25 protein-coding genes are annotated in these 18,941 nt (G+C 44.9%); all 25 read right to left on the bottom strand.

Annotation, left to right across the window (positions count from 1 at the left end; all coding sequences use genetic code 11):
- Positions 1–16: 16 nt before the first annotated feature.
- The 25 genes from ACMX2I_RS14900 to ACMX2I_RS15020 all read right to left on the bottom strand — a co-directional run bounded on the left by ACMX2I_RS14900 (position 17) and on the right by ACMX2I_RS15020 (position 18,927).
- Positions 17–910, bottom strand: a complete 894-nt coding sequence (locus tag ACMX2I_RS14900; protein ID WP_414957337.1) for an N-acetylmuramoyl-L-alanine amidase — start codon at positions 908–910, stop codon at positions 17–19.
- 11 nt (positions 911–921) lie between these two features.
- Positions 922–1,185 carry a phage holin gene (locus tag ACMX2I_RS14905; protein WP_414957338.1) on the bottom strand — a complete coding sequence of 88 codons (264 nt, stop codon included), beginning with the start codon at positions 1,183–1,185 and terminating at the stop codon, positions 922–924.
- 12 nt (positions 1,186–1,197) lie between these two features.
- The gene (locus tag ACMX2I_RS14910; RefSeq protein ID WP_414957339.1) at positions 1,198–1,467 is read right to left on the bottom strand and encodes a hemolysin XhlA family protein; all 270 of its coding nucleotides are present in this window, start codon (positions 1,465–1,467) and stop codon (positions 1,198–1,200) included.
- Between the two features lie 52 nt (positions 1,468–1,519).
- Positions 1,520–2,359, bottom strand: a complete 840-nt coding sequence (gene xepA / locus ACMX2I_RS14915) for a phage-like element PBSX protein XepA (RefSeq protein ID WP_414957340.1) — start codon at positions 2,357–2,359, stop codon at positions 1,520–1,522.
- A gap of 44 nt (positions 2,360–2,403) precedes the next feature.
- Positions 2,404–2,568, bottom strand: a complete 165-nt coding sequence (locus ACMX2I_RS14920) for an XkdX family protein (protein ID WP_039073675.1) — start codon at positions 2,566–2,568, stop codon at positions 2,404–2,406.
- Positions 2,565–2,894, bottom strand: coding sequence for an XkdW family protein (locus tag ACMX2I_RS14925; protein ID WP_414957341.1), 330 nt, complete (start codon positions 2,892–2,894; stop codon positions 2,565–2,567). The genes ACMX2I_RS14920 and ACMX2I_RS14925 overlap by 4 nt, the downstream gene beginning before the upstream one ends.
- Before the next feature lie 10 nt (positions 2,895–2,904).
- Positions 2,905–5,016 carry a terminase gene (locus ACMX2I_RS14930; protein WP_414957342.1) on the bottom strand — a complete coding sequence of 704 codons (2,112 nt, stop codon included), beginning with the start codon at positions 5,014–5,016 and terminating at the stop codon, positions 2,905–2,907.
- A 2-nt stretch (positions 5,017–5,018) separates the two neighbouring features.
- Positions 5,019–5,291: a hypothetical protein gene (locus ACMX2I_RS14935; RefSeq protein WP_414957343.1), complete on the bottom strand. Its 273-nt coding sequence runs from the start codon at positions 5,289–5,291 to the stop codon at positions 5,019–5,021.
- Positions 5,288–5,866, bottom strand: coding sequence for a YmfQ family protein (locus ACMX2I_RS14940; RefSeq protein ID WP_087990902.1), 579 nt, complete (start codon positions 5,864–5,866; stop codon positions 5,288–5,290). The genes ACMX2I_RS14935 and ACMX2I_RS14940 overlap by 4 nt, the downstream gene beginning before the upstream one ends.
- On the bottom strand, positions 5,853–6,896 hold the full coding sequence (locus tag ACMX2I_RS14945) for a baseplate J/gp47 family protein (protein ID WP_202328636.1): 1,044 nt from the start codon (positions 6,894–6,896) through the stop codon (positions 5,853–5,855). The genes ACMX2I_RS14940 and ACMX2I_RS14945 overlap by 14 nt, the downstream gene beginning before the upstream one ends.
- Positions 6,889–7,314: a DUF2634 domain-containing protein gene (locus tag ACMX2I_RS14950; RefSeq protein WP_087990900.1), complete on the bottom strand. Its 426-nt coding sequence runs from the start codon at positions 7,312–7,314 to the stop codon at positions 6,889–6,891. The genes ACMX2I_RS14945 and ACMX2I_RS14950 overlap by 8 nt, the downstream gene beginning before the upstream one ends.
- 59 nt (positions 7,315–7,373) lie before the next feature.
- Positions 7,374–7,640, bottom strand: coding sequence for a DUF2577 family protein (locus ACMX2I_RS14955; protein ID WP_087990899.1), 267 nt, complete (start codon positions 7,638–7,640; stop codon positions 7,374–7,376).
- The gene (locus tag ACMX2I_RS14960; RefSeq protein ID WP_414957344.1) at positions 7,640–8,617 is read right to left on the bottom strand and encodes a phage portal protein; all 978 of its coding nucleotides are present in this window, start codon (positions 8,615–8,617) and stop codon (positions 7,640–7,642) included. The genes ACMX2I_RS14955 and ACMX2I_RS14960 overlap by 1 nt, the downstream gene beginning before the upstream one ends.
- Positions 8,618–8,632: 15 nt before the next feature.
- Complete coding sequence (locus ACMX2I_RS14965) at positions 8,633–9,292, bottom strand: LysM peptidoglycan-binding domain-containing protein (RefSeq protein ID WP_087990897.1); 660 nt, start codon at positions 9,290–9,292, stop codon at positions 8,633–8,635.
- Complete coding sequence (locus ACMX2I_RS14970) at positions 9,285–13,517, bottom strand: transglycosylase SLT domain-containing protein (RefSeq protein ID WP_414958340.1); 4,233 nt, start codon at positions 13,515–13,517, stop codon at positions 9,285–9,287. The genes ACMX2I_RS14965 and ACMX2I_RS14970 overlap by 8 nt, the downstream gene beginning before the upstream one ends.
- A 1-nt stretch (position 13,518) precedes the next feature.
- Positions 13,519–13,656, bottom strand: a complete 138-nt coding sequence (locus ACMX2I_RS14975) for a hypothetical protein (RefSeq protein ID WP_072566146.1) — start codon at positions 13,654–13,656, stop codon at positions 13,519–13,521.
- Between the two features lie 41 nt (positions 13,657–13,697).
- Positions 13,698–14,144, bottom strand: a complete 447-nt coding sequence (locus ACMX2I_RS14980) for a phage tail assembly chaperone (RefSeq protein WP_010330418.1) — start codon at positions 14,142–14,144, stop codon at positions 13,698–13,700.
- Positions 14,145–14,234: 90 nt separating this feature from the next.
- Entirely contained in the window at positions 14,235–14,678 is a 444-nt protein-coding gene (locus tag ACMX2I_RS14985) for a phage tail tube protein (RefSeq protein WP_087990896.1), read from the bottom strand.
- A 1-nt stretch (position 14,679) separates the two neighbouring features.
- On the bottom strand, positions 14,680–16,080 hold the full coding sequence (locus ACMX2I_RS14990) for a phage tail sheath family protein (RefSeq protein WP_394714699.1): 1,401 nt from the start codon (positions 16,078–16,080) through the stop codon (positions 14,680–14,682).
- Positions 16,077–16,295 (bottom strand): hypothetical protein, encoded by a 219-nt coding sequence (locus tag ACMX2I_RS14995; RefSeq protein ID WP_414957345.1) that lies wholly within the window; start codon positions 16,293–16,295, stop codon positions 16,077–16,079. The genes ACMX2I_RS14990 and ACMX2I_RS14995 overlap by 4 nt, the downstream gene beginning before the upstream one ends.
- Before the next feature lie 3 nt (positions 16,296–16,298).
- A complete protein-coding gene (locus tag ACMX2I_RS15000; protein WP_414957346.1) occupies positions 16,299–16,739 on the bottom strand; it encodes a DUF6838 family protein in 441 nt (146 codons plus the stop codon).
- A gap of 12 nt (positions 16,740–16,751) precedes the next feature.
- On the bottom strand, positions 16,752–17,237 hold the full coding sequence (locus ACMX2I_RS15005) for an HK97 gp10 family phage protein (RefSeq protein WP_414957347.1): 486 nt from the start codon (positions 17,235–17,237) through the stop codon (positions 16,752–16,754).
- Complete coding sequence (locus ACMX2I_RS15010; protein ID WP_414957348.1) at positions 17,234–17,590, bottom strand: DUF3599 family protein; 357 nt, start codon at positions 17,588–17,590, stop codon at positions 17,234–17,236. The genes ACMX2I_RS15005 and ACMX2I_RS15010 overlap by 4 nt, the downstream gene beginning before the upstream one ends.
- Positions 17,587–17,970: a DUF3199 family protein gene (locus tag ACMX2I_RS15015; RefSeq protein ID WP_394714694.1), complete on the bottom strand. Its 384-nt coding sequence runs from the start codon at positions 17,968–17,970 to the stop codon at positions 17,587–17,589. The genes ACMX2I_RS15010 and ACMX2I_RS15015 overlap by 4 nt, the downstream gene beginning before the upstream one ends.
- 21 nt (positions 17,971–17,991) lie before the next feature.
- Complete coding sequence (locus ACMX2I_RS15020) at positions 17,992–18,927, bottom strand: phage major capsid protein (protein ID WP_087990890.1); 936 nt, start codon at positions 18,925–18,927, stop codon at positions 17,992–17,994.
- Between the last annotated feature and the right edge of the window lie 14 nt (positions 18,928–18,941).

Consider the following 18,941-nt stretch of genomic DNA (forward strand, 5'->3'; position numbering starts at 1 on the left):
GGATTTTTTGCTGCGATTAGCTTAATTGCGCCGCGATCTTTGCTTTAGTCGCCGGCCCGTAAATACCGTCGGCCGCTAAACCGTTAACAGACTGAAAACGCGCAACCGCATCAGCAGTTTTCGGTCCGTAAATGCCATCAATTCCGTTATTGGCAGCTCCTTTATCAGGGTAAAAATAGAGAGCGGCCAGTGCTCGCTGTACCTGAAAGACATGTTCGCCTGAGGCGTAAGGTGTTGTCAGTTTGATTATTCCGTCCGGGAGCGGATAGAGATCTGGTTCTTCAGCATACGATGGCGCACTTACAATTAGCACTTGACCGACCTGTATGAGATTCGGATCTTCGATATTGTTCCACTCTTGCAGCTGGGCAACAGTCACACCGAACGCTCTCGCTATGGATGTAAGCGTATCACCCTGTTTCACGACATAGGTTTGGCTCGCGCCTCCCCCAATCCCAGCTTTAAACGTATCCCATATATTCAACAGCTGGCGCGGACATTCCTTCCCTGACCAATACTTATGAGGGACGACATTGGCGAGACTGATATTGTGCTCAGCCATTAATATTTTAATAAGCCACTGGGCATTTGCTGTTGCTTGAGCGAAATCTCCATCGGCATTTTCACAAATTTCAATCCCAATAGAAGCCCGGTTGCCGCTGCCGTTTCCGTCTCCCGCATGCCATCCGTTTTCATTTAATGGCAGATGCTGATAAATGTCTGTATCATCAACAGTAAAATGCCAGCTAGTCGCCGTATCAGGATTTTTCAAATAGCGGGCATGTGCCTCGGCATCCGCTCCGGGTGCAGTGTTCGCTGTATTATGCACTGTAATGTAGAATGGTGTCATGAGGTAGCCTGGACGGTTATTTGCACCGACTGGAATAAAGTCTTGAATGATGTTAACCATATGATCTCTCCTTATTTCGTCAGATTATTTTCCTTTAACAAGTCACGCTGTTTTTTCCCTTTTTCTGTTACATAGTTGTTTTTAAACCAAGCGGCAACTGTTGTCCCTATTGTAAAAATGAGAGATCCGGCAGAATAAAGAGCGTCAGCAAGCTGATTGACCTGCTCCTCTCGAATGTCCAATGGTGATTTGCCAAACATCAGCATGGTTTGGTTAATAAATGCAACCAAAAGAAGCACCGTCCTGATGACCGTGCCTTTGTCGTACGTTTTCATGAAAATCCCCCTTTAATGCTGCAGCAGGTTGTACATAATGGCGATGGCTCCGCCAATGATCCCTGTGCATACTGCTGTAATGATGGCACCTGTGATGGTGCGTTTAATCCACGTTGTATTTTCATCAATTTTGTTTAATTTTTCGTTCAGCGTCATGATTTGCTGATCTTGCCGGTCTGACACGCGTTCTAATACGGAAACCCGCTGCTCTAGCGCTTTGTGCTCACCTTTCATGTCTGTTAAATCCTGCTGGAACACATTCGCATCTATCTCTTGCTGCATCACTCACTCCTCCTTTACATGCGGATCACCTCCCTTCCGAGGGCCGAAATGGTTATGAAAGCACGCTTCCTTTTACCGAAAGAGTCCCGCCTGTGATATTGGCAATCTCCATGATAATCTCCTTGAACCCTTTAATATCAAAAGCCCACGCCTCAGCTTTCCCTAACGTACTTGAGGCAGAGGACGCATCATCAGATTTCACGCCTCTGATCGGAAGTTTCTGTCCTGACATCGATTTACCCCAGAATTTCACCTCACTCGTTTCCGCTGTGCCGTATACTTCAACGAGTAAATGTGCGACACCGTTTACAGGTAAAGCAGCACCTTCTCCGGCGGAATCTGCATTTTCATGAAAGACAAAGTCAACCGTGTTGCCGGCTTCCACTTTCAGCCGTCCATCGTCTGTCTGAATCTCCGAAAAGTCAATCTGCAAAGGGGCTTTTTCACTTACACGCACATCCATTTCTCCCGCCCCGACTGATTGGTAGACTGCAAATTCCGATTGCTGAAGGTTCCCGTTCACATAACGGAAGCGGTAATAGCGTTTAGAGAGGTACACCCAGTCCGTCTCCGTCAGGACACCGGCTGCGACATTAACTGCTGATGTCGTTGTCCAAACATTGTTATTCTCGCTTTCTTCCACAAAGAGCGTGCCTTCGCGATCTGCATACACCCAGCCCTTTACTTTCGAAATCAGAACCGCGCCCAGCCTGTCTTGCCCGAGCTGACTGTATGCCTCTGTCGCCTTTAAGGCAGCGTTTGTTAAAATCTCCGCGACACCTGACAAGTTCGAAACAGGTGTCACAAAATCATTTTTTCCTCCTCTGTAGGGCTTTACAGCTCCGGCTTTTCCAGTCTTATCGAGAGGAAATTCATATTGATACTTCACCATCTTCATCCTCCTTTTGATCTAAAAACAGGCAAAATAAAAAAGCCTTACATGGCTTTACCGGTAATGTCTTTATACTGGTCAGGTGTAATCAGCTTTTTGTTCACACCCTCTGCCAGATCCTCAATTGAACAGTCTTGATATGCGATAGCCTGTTTCACCATCTCCGCTGTCGCCCACTCAAAATGCAAGGCAAGCACCCAATAATTCATTCAGCATGATCTCCTTTCAATGAAAGTAATGAAAGCTTAATATCTGACAGCTCGCTCCCCAATGTTTTGTTCAGTTCTTCAAGCTGCTTGCGAGCCAGCTTTTCCTGCGACAATTCCTGAGCGAGAAGCTCCACCTGATTAGGCGGCTCGTACGGCGGGTTTTTTTGTGACTCCTCCCACCAAGATTCGAGCTCTTTTTGGGTGGGGATTGGGGCGCGCAGGTTCCATTTTTCAATATAAGAACCATTCCCGTCATTCCGCAGCTCAAAATCCTTTCTTGCCACAGCCTCAGGGTATTTATACATGATTGCCTCGTATAATATCATCTTGTACCTCCTATACTCTAGGATAATTGTGCCCTCCAAGTTCAATAATATCAAAATAGTTAATAATACCATTTCTATCTTGTACATAGCGGGTGGCAGAACCTGAATACCCAACGTATACATATATTTCAACATAATCTCCTGCGTTCAATGGTACTGTAACTGATCCTGTAACAGTTGCATTAAATTCACTGGTGTCATTATTATCTTTTGGGGAAGGCATTCTATACTGATCTATTAATTTGTATTTTGATCCATTGACATAAACATATAGCTCAAAATTAGAATATTGTAATGTATTTTCAATTATTAAACTAGCTCCGACTAAATACATCCCTGAATGACTTGCTATAAATCTTGAGTTATTTGTATCGTATATTTTATGACTGTCCTTAATAATACGATTATAATTGATTTTTTGAGTTTCACCTTTTATTAGTTCTTGTTTTCCTGTACTGCCTACATTCACATGAGCAAACCCAGATATTTTCTCCCACTCTGTCCATCCAGACTGAGGGTACCATTGACGAACCCAAATACCTGTTCCAGCATAAGAATATGAAATATTACCATTATTATAAAAATATTGAACAAAACGATAATCAGAATATTTCTCATTTTTTACGATTCCGTAACCAAGCGGATAACCCGTAGTATTTCCTTGACCAACATCCATTAGTGTTAGTCCCAGGGGATATTCATTTCCTCCAGTTCTTGCGTCTTGAATTGCATTAGAGCCTGTAAGTATGGTTAAATTTTGATTTGTATAATTTGTATCAACATAGTTTTTAGCATCAGTTAAGGCTTTATCTGTCTTCGCTTTAGCACCACTCTCAGTTTCAACTTTATTCCAGCCTTGCCAACCCAAGTTAGCATCTAGATAATTTGTAAACATATTATTTCTATAATCAATTGCTACTACATATCCAAAAGTTCCATTGCCATTACTATCAGTTGCTGTAAAATGAAAAAACCCCCTTGTGGATAAAGTAGAGGGTGCATTTGTTGGCTTTCCAGTAGAATAAAAAGTTGCAAATCTCTCTCCCGACTTTACAATTTTACTAAGGAAATCATCTGTGTCTCCTATCCAAACAAAAACTCCACCCGCATCGTTTGTAATTTTAGACAACTGTCCATCATTCCACTTATTTCTTTCTCCTGCAGTAATATGAGCAGAAGAGTCATTAGCATGATTAGCTACTTTTGTCTCTGCTCCAGCTGTTGTCTCTAATTCAACCCAATCTGACCAGTTTCCACCTGATACCGTTTTTCGGTACGTTTTATTTGCGTTATCAAAACCGATAATCTGTCCGTAATTCCCAGTAGCATTGATAGTCCATATACCTCTGACTGCAGTTCCTGGACCATTTACTGTATTTGAAGCGGAGGTGAAATGAACCATCCCAGTGTTCTTCGGAACAATTTCATGAAAATCATCTGTTTCGCTTAAGTATAATTTTCCTTGACCGTTGTCTGCTGTAATATTAAAAAGCTGACTGTTATTCCACTTGTCTTTGTCTGATTGTGTGACATGGATGTCCGAATTAGCTGCATGAGCGTTCACTTTTGTTTGGGCGCCTTCCGTTGTCTCCACTTCAAACCAATCTGACCAATTACCATTTGAGAGTGTTTTGCGGAATGTTCTATTATCATTTGTCATTACAAGCACATGTCCGTATAACTTACTGTCACTGCAAGCCCAAAATCCTCTCCCTGAGCCGCCGGGTGAATTTAGAGGCGATCCCGTATAAGAAAAATAAGTCAATGTAGGATAGTTCATCAGTTCGGTATGGAAATCACTCGTGATATTGAACATAGGCTGTCCATCATCTTTCGTAATCTTAGATAACTGCGCACCATTCCATTTCTCCCGCTCTTCCTCTGTAATATGCCGCACCTGATCTTGTTCATGCTGGTCAAAATCCTTCTTCGCTGCCTGCTGCACGTTATCCACATTCCCCAGCCCGACTTGCGCCTTTGTTGTGTTGTGGGGGTTGTTCATGTCGTTTTTGTGGGCGGCGAGGTCTGTGTGGGCGTCTTTTATGCCTTTTTCCCAGCGGTTGACGTCGTCTTCGTTGATCGGGTCGTCGGGGAGCCAGTCTGTTTTTTCTTCGTATGCCATGTTTACACCACCTCAAAAGTAAATCTGAAATCGAGTGTTCTGTTTTCGCTAACGTCCAGGTCTGTTTTTCTCTCTGTGATCACATTGCCCAGCTCGTCAAAAATTTGTACCGTTTCGATATGCTTGATGTCTTCCTCACGTTTTGTCAAGACGGTGACTGTCGCTCCGTCAATGGTGAGTTCTACTATTTCTGTTTTTTGTCCGTTCAGCAGCACGTGATCAATTCTGCTTTTTAGATCTGCCGCTGTACGTTCTCTGTACATGGTTGAAATCAAGTTAAAACCACCTCATTGTTGTTAAGGGTGACAGAATAACCGACCTTCAGTTCACTGGCTGTTCGGTATCTGCGGTGATTCAGGATGACTGTATCTTTGATTTGAAGCGTTTCGTTCAATCCGCCTCTGAGCGTATACGCCAAATGAGCGGGCTTCATGTTTTCTATCGTTTCGATCAGCTCATTCATGTGCTGAAGGTCATCAACATTGATATCCACGTTAAATCGGTATTCGCCGGGCAGCAGGCGGACCTGTGCAGATGGTTTTTTTAAGAAACGATTGACCGCCTGCTCAATGGCCTTGTAGGTGATTGGCGGAATGTTCGATATTTTTGAAATGAGACGCAATCGTCTGATCTCATCCGTATCGCCTGATTCCCGCGGCACGTTTAAAATCTTTTCCCAGCGGCTGAGCCCCCATGTCGCTGTCGGCACGAATAACTGATCCGTCAGATCAAAGATGCTGTGATTCTGTTGATCAAATTCAGGCGCTTCCGCTTTCAGCAGCTCGGCCATTTCTTTCAGGCTGGTGAGAAACGGCGGCAGATACGCTGTCATGTCATCAAGTTTGCTCAATGATCTTCACCTGCCCAAGCTTAGGAATTTCCACGTCGCTCAGTACCAGATTTTCTGAGGTGCCATTGATTTTTATGTTGGAATAATCACTGACTGACGGTGAATTATAGACGATATTGTTAATTTGAGAAAGGCGGATGACGTTGTCTTCGAACGCCATTTTCTTAAAGAGGTTTAAAACGCCCTCTTCAATTTCTGACTTCACTTCATCAATTGAGTGATTGATCTCAGGCAGTACTTCGGCCGAAATCTCAACATCCTTCCAGACCGCACTTTCCACTGTGACATAGGCTCCAATTGGCGCCTGTCCTTCCCCCTGTCCTGGTTCAGGGTCGATATAGTCTTTCACTTTTTGAATCAAGATATCGGAAGCCGGCTCGAGATTCACATTCGTAACGACAATTTTGACCGTGCCGTCTCCCTTCCAAAGCGGAAAGATCTTTGCTTTCCCAATACCGTCCACTTCTTCAGCCCACTCTTTATAGTGCATTTTGTTAGCGCTGACAGCCTCGCGCCGAACCCTTGTAAAATACCGTTCTCTTAAGCTGTCGTCTCCTTCTTCCTCACGCCCCGGGATCAGGATTTCTTTAACAATGGCTGTCTCTAATCCGGGAATGGTATCCAGCGAAAGTAAATGGCGTCCGGTCAGATTGGCGTTTCCCGCATCACCAGGTGTTTCACAGATGAGCGTCCCATCTGCCGTATATTGAAAATAAAGATTATCAACATAAAAGCGTGAGCCCGCAGGAATGGTAACCCCAGATGTAAACTCTCCCGCTCTGACCGCCTTTGTTGCGGCTGTCCGTTCAATCCCCGCTTCCGCTGCACGCCGGTCTAAAAATTCGCCTTGGGCGGTATCAGAAAAGACCAGCTCAAGCACGGTGTCCAGCCATATATATGACTTCGCAAGCTCGGCTGCCGCCGGAGCTAACGCATTATAAATGACGCTGCCTTCTCTTGTGTCAATATCTGCGGAAATGCTGTTGAGCATGCGTTCCATAATCTCTTCAAAGGTCTGCTCCTCAAACATCTTCACCAATCACCTCCTCAATCTCAAGCGCCCCTTCATCTGTCTCCACCACAAAGGAAACATGAAACGCATCGCCTTGTTTTTCTATCTCAAAATCTGTTACAGCAGATATCCGGTCGTCATAAATCAGTGCTTCTTCTATCAGCCTCGGAATCTCCATTTTTTTATAGGCATCAGTCGTCTCATGATCTGTCAGCACGTCCTGAAGCTCATTTCCGACATTATGGCTGTATACGGAATACGCATATCGTTCTGTTTGTAAGGCGATATACACGAATTGTCTGATCGCTTCAAGCCCGGTAATCAGCTCATTTGTAATTCTTCCGTTTTCAAAATCTATTTTGTATGTTTGCGAGGTTTCAATGACGTCACTTTCATCCTCAAAATCCTCAAACTCCACTTCTGGTGTCAGGGCCATGGTGCCCACTCCTTTTTGACAAGCTAAATAAAAAACCCCTTCGTGCTGAAGCGGTTTGTCTATACTTTATCTAAAATAAAAAACGATTGACCGCCAGTCAGAGCCGCGGTCATGACGCGATCCCCCGGCTCGAGTGCATCGTCTCCTCCGGACTTCATCCGTTTTGGGATGATGAGGGCGTCTGCCGGTATGATCAGTTTGCTGTTTTCTTTTAATTTGATTTCAACAGGAGAAACCGAAACCACCTCAGCCGGGAGCAGCTCCACCGGAGACTCAGCGTCAACTGCGCCGACGGCCAAATGTTTAATCGCCTCACTCAATCTCATCAGGAAACTCCTTCCGGCATGGTGTTCTTTTCGACAACATCTATGGTCATCGTATGTTTCGTCCCTTTAAACTCGTGCCGGTCCGTATCTACCCAGTAGGTTTTCTTGATCCCGGCCTCCGGAATGGATATATAGACAGGCAAGCCGCTCTGCACTTCTGGCATGCCGACAGCCTGAATATTTTTCAGTTCTTTTTTGACGCCCTTTTTTTCAGCAAGGCGCACATCTGCCCGCTGCTGAAGCTGAGCTTGGTTGATATCATCTGTGACCGTCTCCGTATACTGAAGCACGCCGTATTTGTTTACACCTGAACTGTCCTTGGCAGACGCTTTATACGCCTTCTTGTCCTTCTGCCGGCGGAGCACAACCCGTGTTGCAGTGTCGTTTATGGAAGTGCTGTATTGGTAACCCGTGATATTGACGCCTGTTTCCAACACCCATACCTCTGACGGATCTGGCCAAGCGCGCAGACCGAGCTTTCCTTTTTCTGAATACAGCTGATAATGTCGCCCTGTCTGGCTTTTCGTCTGTTTCAACGCTTTTAAGATGATGTCATATAAGGTCGTATCATTTTTTATGACAAGGCTTTTGATCGTATGGCCTGTGTTCGCAATCGAGGTTGTCGGTATTTGAAAATCATTGGCGATCCGCCTGATCATCTGGTCGGCCCGCTGATTGGAAAACACGTACACATCTTGGTTTTTGACTAGGTATTGGAGCATATCATACGCACTGAAGGCAAGCGTATGCTCGTCCGGTGTTCTTGCAAAAACAATGCCGCGAAAAAGCTCTTTTCCCTTCCACTTAAACAAGACCGTATCACCCTCAGTAACGCTGTAATACGTCTGGTCGCCCTGTTTGATGACGATGGTCGCTTCTATAGAGCGAGGCGCCTGATAACGGTGGCCTTCCAGCGATACGCTTTCTGCCACTAGCTCAAGCCACTCTGTGTCTTTAATGACAAACAGTTCTATCATCACACATCACCTGTTTCATTGCGGTATCTTTAATTTTTGGCCGGGAAAAATCCAGTGCCCCGGCTGCCTGATGTTCCGTTTGCTCCGTTTGATCATTGCTGTTTTATTAGCGTTCCAAATTTTGCGCCATTGCGTGCTGTTCCCGTAAAACCTGCCGGCAATGTCCCACAGCGTATCTCCCTTTTTCACGGTGTAGGTTTTTGGAGACGCCTTCGACGGGCGTTTTGCCTTTGTTTTTTTCTTCTGTTTGATTTTTCGGGGGGAAGCGGTTTTGTATTCTTTTAATTGAATATCAAACGAACGATCTCCGATATCCTGCTGGCCTTCGCTATAGGAAAAACCTTCAATACTGCAGGTCAAATTCACTTTAGTTCCCGTAATCAAAAACTGGACCGGTTTTTTGGCCTTCATCCATTTTTCAATTTTTGTTATCGCGTTTTCCGGCGACGGGAAGTTTTGATATTCAGCTATTGGGCTGTATTTCTTCGGAAAAAACGAAGAGAACGAAATGTCTTTCGCTCCCTGTTCGTCAATAAATGTAAGGTCACCGAACTTTGCTACTTTAACCGTATCATTCTGAACCGCATTTGAAATATTTAGCTGGTCGGGAAGAACAGGGAGCCGCAGCTTATCCTTCCCTTGTGAAATCCAAAATTCATATACGGATTTAGTCAAATGCAACGACTCCCTTCGTTCCAATATTGATATCTTTTTGCAGTTCGTCTGTAAGCGCCTGCTTGATTTTCGCTGCAAGGGTTTCGGCGTCTTGTCCATTATGGAAGTGCTGGTCACCGTTAAATTGAATATAAATCTCTTTTGATCCGGAAACCGCTGCGGTTGGCCGGCTAGATGAAGTTACAGCTGAAACTTGTCCTGAAGAAAGTTCAGACCGCTGGGATTGAGACGGATCTGTCACTTCCATACCCAGAGCTTGCGCCGCTTTCTGAAGGAGGTAGCGGCCGCGGATGCCCCGCTCCTCCGGAATGATCCATTCCCGCTTGTTTCCTTCACCGACACGGGCGATTTGCTCTTTTGTAATCAGTCCGCCGTTTGCATAACCGACATACGGACCGCCATGATTCAAGCTTTTTATGCCTGGCACGTTATTGATTGACCCATACCTGCTTTTAATGTAGCCGATCGCCGCAGCTGCATTGTGAATCGGGTTTTTAATGTTACCCATGCCCGGTGCTTTATGATCGTTAAAGGTGCTCGGTATTGTTTGCATGAGCCCTTGTGACGGGTGCCCCGCTTTTGCGTTGCTGTCCCATAGATTGATTGCGTTCGGGTTGCCGCCTGACTCATTCTGGGCAATTGTCATGAGTCCAGGAAGCCAGCTCATCGGTGTCTTTGTGGCCATGAGAGCCGCCATAATCCACTGTTTCACATTCCCGCTCATCGCACCCATTCCTGAATAAGCAGCAGCCAGTGATCCAGCTTGTTTTTCAGCATATTTTTTTACATCTACTGAGCCAAGGCCTTTGACAACACCAATTGAAGCAAAACGCCCCAAACTCATCATGACGCGGGAAGGTGAATGGATATCCAGCTCTTCGCGAAATGCCTTCTCAACTTTTTTAGCCAGTTCTTTGGCAGCTTCATGAACGTCACTTGCCTTTGAACTCATACCTGAAACAAAATTCCCGATCATTCCGGTTCCCCAGCCGTTTGATGATTCTTTAGACTTCAAAAACGGCTTATTCACATGAGTATTTACATACTGATCAGTACCGGTCTGGGAACTATTTTGTCCGGAAGCAAAGCCTTTGATCGTACCGGTTCCCCATGAAGAGGATTTATTTACGGTGTTCTGGAATGGTGTTTTGACTTTCGTCTGCAGAAAGCCATCTGTTCCGCTTGCTGTACTGTTCTGGCCGTTAGCATAACCATTGACCACTTGCTTTCCGTAATTCGGAGAGTAGGAGATCAAATTTTTCATAGGCTGGCCAACGTTTTTCTGTTTCCAAACGTCCATTGAAACGACATTATCGCCAATACCTTGATCGAAGCCCTGCGTGAACTGTTGACCAAAAGAAGCAGCCTGTCCATTAAGGCTCGAGGTGTCAACGGTAGGAGATACTGTAGCGGAAATTGTTGATCCGCCGGCTAATGGAGAAACAGCAGTTTCTCCACCTGCTGATGAAGCAGAAGCCATGTCATCAACAACGCTCATTCCTAGTTTAGAAGCGGCCTGAGAAAGAAGCATTTTACCACGGCCTTTGTTGTTATCAATAGGGATCACAAACTCCTTACCTGCTTCACCAATCCAAGAAATAGTTGGTTTCGTAATATAGCCGCCCGTCGCATTCCTTTCGAGAACGCTTTTTTGTTTAGGAAAAATACTTGTTGGCGCTGATGACTGAGACTGAACAAGACCATCAATTCCTCCGCCACCGCTAGAATTTTTACCGGATGAGGATTTACCGGATTTCTTTTGATACAGACCAGTTGCATCCTCACCTCTACCGATAAGGTTATTTATGAACCGTCCTCCAGCGCCGGCCAACTCTTGGAGTTTAATGACCCACGCAAAAGTATCTTGAAATTTCTCCTTAATTCCGTCAGCTATGTCACTTAACGGATCACCAACATTTTCACTGAACCAATCCTCAATATTTTTCCAAGCGTCTTTAACTGCTGTTATAGCTGACTCAAATTTTTCTGAAATGGATTTTTTGGCATCTTCCACTTTTGAGACAATTGGATTCCAAACATTTTCACTGAACCATGTCGAAACTGCACTCCATTTGTCAGATATCCACGTCCATGCTTCGTTAAGCTTTGTCCAAATCCAATTTGCCGCATTAGTGACAGCATCACTTACCGGTGTCCACACATTTTCCATGAACCAAGTTGAAACCGTAGACCATAATTCTGAAATAAAAGTCCATGCTTCGTTGATCTTCGTCCAAATCCAATTTGCTACGTTACTAACTGCTGTACTGATTGGGTTCCAGACGTTGTCATAAAACCAAGTTGCCACCTGAAGCCATTTTAATTGGATCCAGATACGCGCATAATCTATATGATCCTGTATCCAGCCAGCCACAGTTGCAACAGCATTACTAATTGGATTCCAAACGTTGTCCATAAACCACGTTGAGACAGTAGACCATGTATCTGATATCCAAGTCCAGGCGTCATTTATTTTTGCCCAAATCCAATCAGCAGCATCAGTGACACCGTCAACTAACGGATTCCAGACATTATCCATGAACCAAGTTGAAACAATCTTCCAGAGAGCCTTGATACCATCCCAGGCAAATAAAAAGGCACCTACTACTAAATTAATAATTGGTACAGCTGTGTTATAAATAGGGGTCCAGACGTTATCCACAAACCAGGATGATACGTCATTCCATGTATCAGTCAGCCATTTCTTAGCATCCTCGAATTTTTCGGTGATCTTATCAATCTTATCTCCGGCCCAATCACTAACAGGGGTCCAGACATTATCCATAAACCAACCCGAAAAATCAGACCAAGTATCGCTGATCCAATCGACAGCATTTTTCGCACCATCAACAATTCCATCCCAAGCTTTAGAAGCGCCGCCATCATCAAACCATTTGCCAATAGTGGATCCTAAATCAGAACCTCCGATACCGCCAGCGATACTACCGACAACTCCGCCGACAGCAGTACCGACAATAGGGACAACAGAACCAATGGCTGCTCCCGCGGCTCCTCCTGCCGCAGCTCCGCCAAGATTCCCCGCAAATGAACCAACTTTCTCACCTGCATTATCTTTGTTCATCCCCAGCAAATCGGTTGCCGCTAATGCAGTTCCCAAAAGAGGTATACCTTTAGCAAATTTACCCAAACCTTTTAAAGGTGTTAAAACTTTCCCCCATTTTGATGAGTCTGTGGCAATGGACCTCATGCTTCCGAGCCAGTTTCTGAACTTAGAACCAGAATTTCTTCCGCTTGTGGTGTTTTCTCTTGATGCACCGCCCTGACGTCTTCGTAATACCTCGCCTGGAACTCTCAGTGTTCGTCCTGAAGTCCTTGCACTTGTCGGGCTTTTTCTTTTTTTATATCTTTTGTTGGCTTTTCTTCCAGAGCTATTACCTCCGCACCCACAGCAGCAGCAACAGCATCTCCGCCCGGTGTTGCGTTTATCAACTTTATCATTACTCTGCGTATTCCCAGGCGCATTGTTTGGGGTATTTGCTTCATTATCATTTTTTTTAAACCCAGGAATTTTTTCAAATAACCAATCAAGAATCTTATCTATCACTTTATCTTTAAAAGCTGTTCCGAAGTCTTCTAACAGTTGCATAAACCAATTCTTTTTTTCTTCAGGTTTCTTCTCGTTGATCTTATCAGCAGCTAATTTTTCTTTAGCTATAATTTTAACTGTATATGTTTTTTCAAAATCTCTTAAAAGGGCTGTAATTCGATTAACAGTTTTTGTTATTTCATCAATCACTTTTAATTTAACTGAATACCCTTTTTTAAGGTTCTTTTGTAAATAGCCCAATATTCGTTTTGTAGCTGGGGTGATTTGATCATTGACGAAAAGACCGACTGAAAACTGATTTCCGCTCAACATTTTTCTTATTTTTTTATAAGCATCTGTTACATGTTCAATTAGACTTACAGTAATGTCTCTTTCTTTCGGGAGCCGTTTCAGCTTATGCTCAATAACATCAATGCCGGCAGTAGCCTGATCATCAAGAACCACTTTAACTTCAAGTGATTTTGCGAATTTCAAAATAATATAGTCATTGATCTTTCTCAATCTGTAAAAGGCTTGGTCTTCTGCCTTAATACTGATTTTGATTTGTCGATTAATGGTTTTCACCTTTTTTTCGACCATTTGAAACCCTTTATGAATTCGTTTTAACTTTTTAGAAACTTTATCTTCCAGATCAAAACGAGCTGTCAATTTAGCGATATTATGTACCTCCTTTCCTCGATTCTTTTTCCATTAATTCAAGCTTATAGCCAATCAGCCCATACAACAGCGCCTTAAAGTTTCGGGGCGCTTCATACAGTTCTAATAAATCTGATGGAGAATAATGAAGCTCGTGCATCGCATAGTAGAGATACACGGCTTCTTTATGCCCATCTTTTATTAGTTTTTTGCTTCTTCTTCCAGATCCTCTAATTCATCTTCAAAACCATTAATCTCAATCGCTTTGTTTAACCAGTTTGCGTATTCGCCTCCTACTGAGAGGACGCGTTTCGCAACTTCTACCGGGTCGGCCGTTTTGTATGCTTCTCGAAGATCTTTTGAACGGAAGTCCGGATAAACGGTTGATTCAACTGCGATTCGGGCATAAAAGCGCTGGCTGTCTAAATCTTTTACACGGCCTCTGCCTTTGACATTTTTATACGTTGTTGTTTCTTTCTCAAGTTCATCAATACGCTCTGTCGTGATCGCTTTAAAAACAAATGGCACGATGTTTCCTTTTTTATCAACAAAACGCTTTGAGATCGGCACTTTGATTTCCTCAGCTTCAATTGTTTTTCCCGGCATAAAAAAGGAAAGATCATATACGTTTTCGTTCTTCTCGCTCATGTAAAAAACTCCCTTATCTTTTGATTGATTTCATCGTGTAAAAAACAGACCTTTCTGAGAAAGGTCTGCGTATGGCTGGTTCAGCTTTGATTAAAACGTGTCGGAAAGCTTTTCAGGCACGTCGAAGTCTTCGAATGTAAATGGAACTTCTTCCTCTAATGCTTCTGAATCGACATCAAGGCTTGCGATTTTGGCAGAGTCGAAGTTGACGTCGTACAGGGTGACTCGCTCTGTGCCTCGTCCGGAGGATTGATCATCCAGGACAGCTTGGAGTGTGAAGTAAGGATCGTTGCCTTTTTTGACATAGTCCATCATCAGGAGCACGAATTTTGATGTGACTTTATAGAACGTCGCTGTTCCAGTTCCATTTGCCCCTGTTGTTTTATGGCCTGTCATGCGGCGGCCCATAATGTTTACTTCTGACTTGTTTTTCTCGACGTTTGCTTCAAATGTTTTGATGTGCGCCATTTCTTCGCCATCAAGAAATAAGCGGCCTTCTTTTCCTGAGATTGTATTTTGCGCTTTTAATGCCATATTAGTTTACCTCCACATTAAAGTAGAATTTTTCTGCTGCGTCGACAGGCTGTACAGCCAGATCAATCAAGAAGCCGTCACGGTCTTCATTCATTGAAATTGTGATATCTTCATCAGAATCAAAGCCAGTGATGCCGCCCGCATCCTGAAGAGTTGTCATGTATTGCGTGATCATCGTTTTTACATACTGAAGTCCGTCTTCAGACGCCGGGATATCGCTTCCGCTGCCTTTTCTTGATTTGATTAAGGTCTTCAGCTCGCGTGTTAAATCATTATTCACAGCATCAAGGACACGAACGATTTTGTTTTTCGCAAACTTTTTGTTTTTCTCGGCTGTGAACGTAACGAGTGAGTTAATGTCTTTTTCTACACTGACGGATTTATCGCGGGCGTCGAATGTGAATAAAAATTCGCCTTTGCCCAGACGTTCAACAATCGCATCGTGGTCAAGGCGTTGTAACACATCAACGGCACCTTCGTACTCTACAAATGTCAGTGATTGGTTAAAGGTAGCTCCTGCGCTTGCCCCAGCTACCCAAGCCGTTGCTTTGTCAGGCGTAACTTCTGTGCCATCTTCCAGCAGCACACCTTCTGTTACGTTGATGATCCCTTCATAATCACCGGCATAATTAGCTGTGACCCCTTGCACTTTTTGTCCTTGGCCGTCGCGCAGGCGCTTAATGAAAGCAGCAAACGTCGCCTTCAGCTGATCCCCTTCAGCAACAGGCAGCACAATCACATCAAAGCTCTCCGTTTCAGCCGCGGCTAAAAAGTCTGTATAGTCGGAGTTGACAGGTGTTTGATCCGTACCGCCGGACAAACGGATTCCCGCAGATGCATTCAGTGTCTCAGCTCCAGTGTCACCTTCTGAACCAGTGAGCGGAATCGTCTGAGAAAGGTCGCCTGTTCCGGTAAAGGTGACATAGCCGTTAGCTGTTAATTCTTCAGCCTTTTTGACGGTTTGTTTATCAACCTCTGATTCATCCATATACGTTGTCACATCAAAAGAAGCAGCATCCAGCACATTTGGGTTAATGCGGATGATAATGTCATTTCCTTTTGATCCGCCATATAAAGCTGTCGCTTTGACGCCTTCAGCAATATCAGCAGACGCTCGGACACCTTCGGATAGACGGTACATCAATACCGTTTGCGCATTTTTCTTTGCTTCACGCAAAAGCAATAAGGATGGGTCATCAATGCTGAGACCCACTTTTTTGTTTAGATCCTCAACACTGGAAATGGAGACGAACGTTTTCGCTTCACCCCAGCTTGATGCAACCGGAAGTGCAACTGTCCCCCGCTCACCGAGTGACACCCGCTCCTGTGCTGTCGTTTTAAAGTTAAAATAAATGCCTGCACGTTCTTTTTCTTTGCCTGTTGTAAATGTTCCGCCATTCATGATGACATGACCTCCTTGGTTAGAAATGTTTGAATCAATCGATTGGCTTCTGATTTCGTCATACGTGTTTGATCCACGCCAAATAAAGCCCCCTGAAGGATATCCGGCTTAACGCCAAACAGCTCCTTCGTGTGCTTAATTAAATCCGCTGTATCAAAAAGAGCTTCCCGGCTCTCCGTATGTACAGCCTTCTTCTGTTGTTTGTTCTTTGCCACCGCTTATTTCACCCCGCTGTTCATGTCGATATCCTGTAAGACAGGCTGTTCTGTTTTGTGATAATAATATCGGCTGCTCCACCTGATCACCATGACCGCCTCGCCCCTGTCTCCCACCCTAGTCTCGATTCGGGTAACGCGAACCATATCCCGCGTCTTCTCACCTGATTCATTGAGTAGCGGAACCATGTTTCTCGCTTCTCTGATGGCATCCGCAAGCCTGTCCGCTTCATCCAGCGCCTGAACGGAGTCATGATGAAACAGCTTCACATTGAGACTGTAGGTTTTTTTAAATGTGGAGACCGTATCAGTTTCCTCGAAAACAGATGGCGATGGGACGTATAACGACGGCACCTGAAACTGATCAGGCAGCTCGCGTTCATATATGGGAACAGACCACTTGCTGTATAAAAATGCCATGATCGATCCTGTTTCGCTGTTCATCCTGCTCCTCCTTTACAGCTTCTTCAGCCACTGGCGCCATTTGCTTTCCAGCGATGTTTCAAACAGCTGTTCATATAAAAGCAGCGCATGATCCCAGTAGCTCGTGCCCGGGATCCATTTTCTCTTGAGCGCCATTCCCGTTGAAGCCGTAGGATCGTAAATAAACCGTGAGCCTTGGAAATGCCCTGGCACCCATCTGACATTTTCTTTTGACGTCCAATGGCCGTCATTCAGAAATGAAGCGTAATCAAGCTGTGTCCCCACCTCAAGCGAAAGCCCTCCGCTTTGCGCAATCCATAGATTGTCCTCCGCGCCTTTTTGGAAGGAGCTGAGCAGTTTTTCTGTATCAATCGTTTGTGTGCTGATGAGTTCAGATTGAACGATCTCCAGAAAATCTTGCCCGCACTCCTCAAGCCAGCGGGACGCCTGACGTGAAAAGCCGCCTGATGCCGCTTTTTTTAATGATGTGTTTAGCTGTTTCAGCCCCGCTATTTTCATAGGCTTTCATCCCTGACCGCGATGACTTCCCAATGATGATGTCTGATCCTTTTCGGCAGCTTTAGTATATATTGATGATTCTCCCAAATGATTTTATCATTCACACGGATGTCCGCTGACAACGGAAAATGGACGAGAAAGCTGTGATATACAGTTTGATCCGGCTCTTCCTGGATCAGCTGCTGCGTTTTTTCGGTAAAATAGCAAGGGACATCTTGTTCATCGGGTGAGTCTGGATACAAACTCAATGGCTGAAGCTTATCCGCCGGAATCCCGAATCGGCTTGCAGACGGCGCTTGCACCGCTTCATGATAAATGTCACAGCGGTGAATGAGCATGTGCTGATAGCTCATAAAGACCTCACCTTCAGTCTGGAGGACTCAGGGACGTAGCCCGGCGCGATAAACGCTTCGAGCAAATGATATACCTCCGGCCGCTGAATGCCGCCGTCTCCGGAAACCGTGTAGGAATAATCCCCCATTTTTTCAGACTGATAGCTTGATGAGGCTGATTCATCGCTGTTTACAAGCGCAAAATATTGGGCAAGCTTCAGCAAAGCCAATTTCGCTTTATCGGGCAGCGGGTCATAAACGCTGTCTTCAAAGCGGTGGCCCGTAATGAGAGCCGCTTCCGCTTCCGCCTCGATAATATCCTGCGCCAGCAGTTCTTCCGGCCTGTTTTTCACTCGATCAAAGACCGAATAGGAGGCTACGTCAGTCGGTTCAATGAGCATGAGCTGGCCACCCCGTTTCTATTATTCTTTTACGTTAATTAATTTCGCGCAAGCATCCTCTTCCTCGAACTTGCTGTCCAGCTTGGCCGTTAAGACAATAATGAATTTACGGGAGCGGATGTCTTTGTCGACTTCAATTCGGATATTGCGGGAGAAGCCGAGAATGATATTTTTCGGATGTGTGAGAATGATATCGGAAGCGTCATATTGCGCGTCTCCCTCGCCGACTGTGTACGGCTGCATATTGGATACCCCTTTAACCGGTACGCCGAATGCAGTTGACAAGCCGCCCTGAACAGCCTGGTCCCCTAAGTTTGTCTGGCGGTCTGCCACGCGGTCCTTCCATTCAACTTCTAAGCCGTGAGATGTATAGAATCTGAATTCCTGAGGGATGCGCAAATATTTCGCCGGAACAGCCTTTAAGCCTTTCTTGAATGTCGCTCTGGACAGTTCTTCACCGTTCATATCAACGATGTGGGACACCGCTTGTTTGCGAATGCCGTCCAGCTGTGCCAAATACGGATCTGCTGATGCTGTATCGCCGTTTACAATCAGCTCTTCAATATCTACTGCCGCGCGCTCTGCTAAAATCTTCATGATCGTCTGCTGCAGGCCGTCTTTTTCAATATTGTTTTCGAGTGTGTCATACGTAATGTTGATTTCCGCAATGACTTCCTTCGTGTTCAGCTGGACAGTGCTAGTCGTTGGAACAGTCAGCTCGTCGTTTGACAGTGCTTTTCCTTCTTGAGCCGCCCGCAAAATTCGCTGGCCGAAGCCGATTTTCTCAAACTTTTGCGAGTCATTTTCCATTTGAATTACACGGGATTCACTGAAAATGGTCGGCGTGTTTTGCACCATGCGGATAAAAGCCGATGCTTGTGCAGGGTTCATAAGTCCGCCGCTTTTTAAAGCAGAAAGCGACATTTCCGCTTTCCGAATGATCTCTTGATTTCTCAATTGATTTCCTCCTC

The organism is Bacillus sp. SW14, from assembly GCF_047608225.1.
In the GTDB taxonomy this organism is placed as follows: Bacteria; Bacillota; Bacilli; order Bacillales; family Bacillaceae; genus Bacillus; species Bacillus subtilis_G.

Coding starts and splice junctions, on each gene's coding strand:
- ACMX2I_RS14900 (WP_414957337.1), bottom strand. CDS start 910: ATGGTTAACATCATTCAAGACTTTATTCCAGTCGGTGCAAATAACCGT.
- ACMX2I_RS14905 (WP_414957338.1), bottom strand. CDS start 1,185: ATGAAAACGTACGACAAAGGCACGGTCATCAGGACGGTGCTTCTTTTG.
- ACMX2I_RS14910 (WP_414957339.1), bottom strand. CDS start 1,467: ATGCAGCAAGAGATAGATGCGAATGTGTTCCAGCAGGATTTAACAGAC.
- xepA (WP_414957340.1), bottom strand. CDS start 2,359: ATGGTGAAGTATCAATATGAATTTCCTCTCGATAAGACTGGAAAAGCC.
- ACMX2I_RS14920 (WP_039073675.1), bottom strand. CDS start 2,568: ATGAATTATTGGGTGCTTGCCTTGCATTTTGAGTGGGCGACAGCGGAG.
- ACMX2I_RS14925 (WP_414957341.1), bottom strand. CDS start 2,894: ATGATATTATACGAGGCAATCATGTATAAATACCCTGAGGCTGTGGCA.
- ACMX2I_RS14930 (WP_414957342.1), bottom strand. CDS start 5,016: ATGGCATACGAAGAAAAAACAGACTGGCTCCCCGACGACCCGATCAAC.
- ACMX2I_RS14945 (WP_202328636.1), bottom strand. CDS start 6,896: ATGTTTGAGGAGCAGACCTTTGAAGAGATTATGGAACGCATGCTCAAC.
- ACMX2I_RS14950 (WP_087990900.1), bottom strand. CDS start 7,314: ATGGCCCTGACACCAGAAGTGGAGTTTGAGGATTTTGAGGATGAAAGT.
- ACMX2I_RS14955 (WP_087990899.1), bottom strand. CDS start 7,640: ATGAGATTGAGTGAGGCGATTAAACATTTGGCCGTCGGCGCAGTTGAC.
- ACMX2I_RS14960 (WP_414957344.1), bottom strand. CDS start 8,617: ATGATAGAACTGTTTGTCATTAAAGACACAGAGTGGCTTGAGCTAGTG.
- ACMX2I_RS14975 (WP_072566146.1), bottom strand. CDS start 13,656: ATGCACGAGCTTCATTATTCTCCATCAGATTTATTAGAACTGTATGAA.
- ACMX2I_RS14980 (WP_010330418.1), bottom strand. CDS start 14,144: ATGAGCGAGAAGAACGAAAACGTATATGATCTTTCCTTTTTTATGCCG.
- ACMX2I_RS14985 (WP_087990896.1), bottom strand. CDS start 14,678: ATGGCATTAAAAGCGCAAAATACAATCTCAGGAAAAGAAGGCCGCTTA.
- ACMX2I_RS14990 (WP_394714699.1), bottom strand. CDS start 16,080: ATGAATGGCGGAACATTTACAACAGGCAAAGAAAAAGAACGTGCAGGC.
- ACMX2I_RS15000 (WP_414957346.1), bottom strand. CDS start 16,739: ATGAACAGCGAAACAGGATCGATCATGGCATTTTTATACAGCAAGTGG.
- ACMX2I_RS15005 (WP_414957347.1), bottom strand. CDS start 17,237: ATGAAAATAGCGGGGCTGAAACAGCTAAACACATCATTAAAAAAAGCG.
- ACMX2I_RS15010 (WP_414957348.1), bottom strand. CDS start 17,590: ATGAGCTATCAGCACATGCTCATTCACCGCTGTGACATTTATCATGAA.
- ACMX2I_RS15015 (WP_394714694.1), bottom strand. CDS start 17,970: ATGCTCATTGAACCGACTGACGTAGCCTCCTATTCGGTCTTTGATCGA.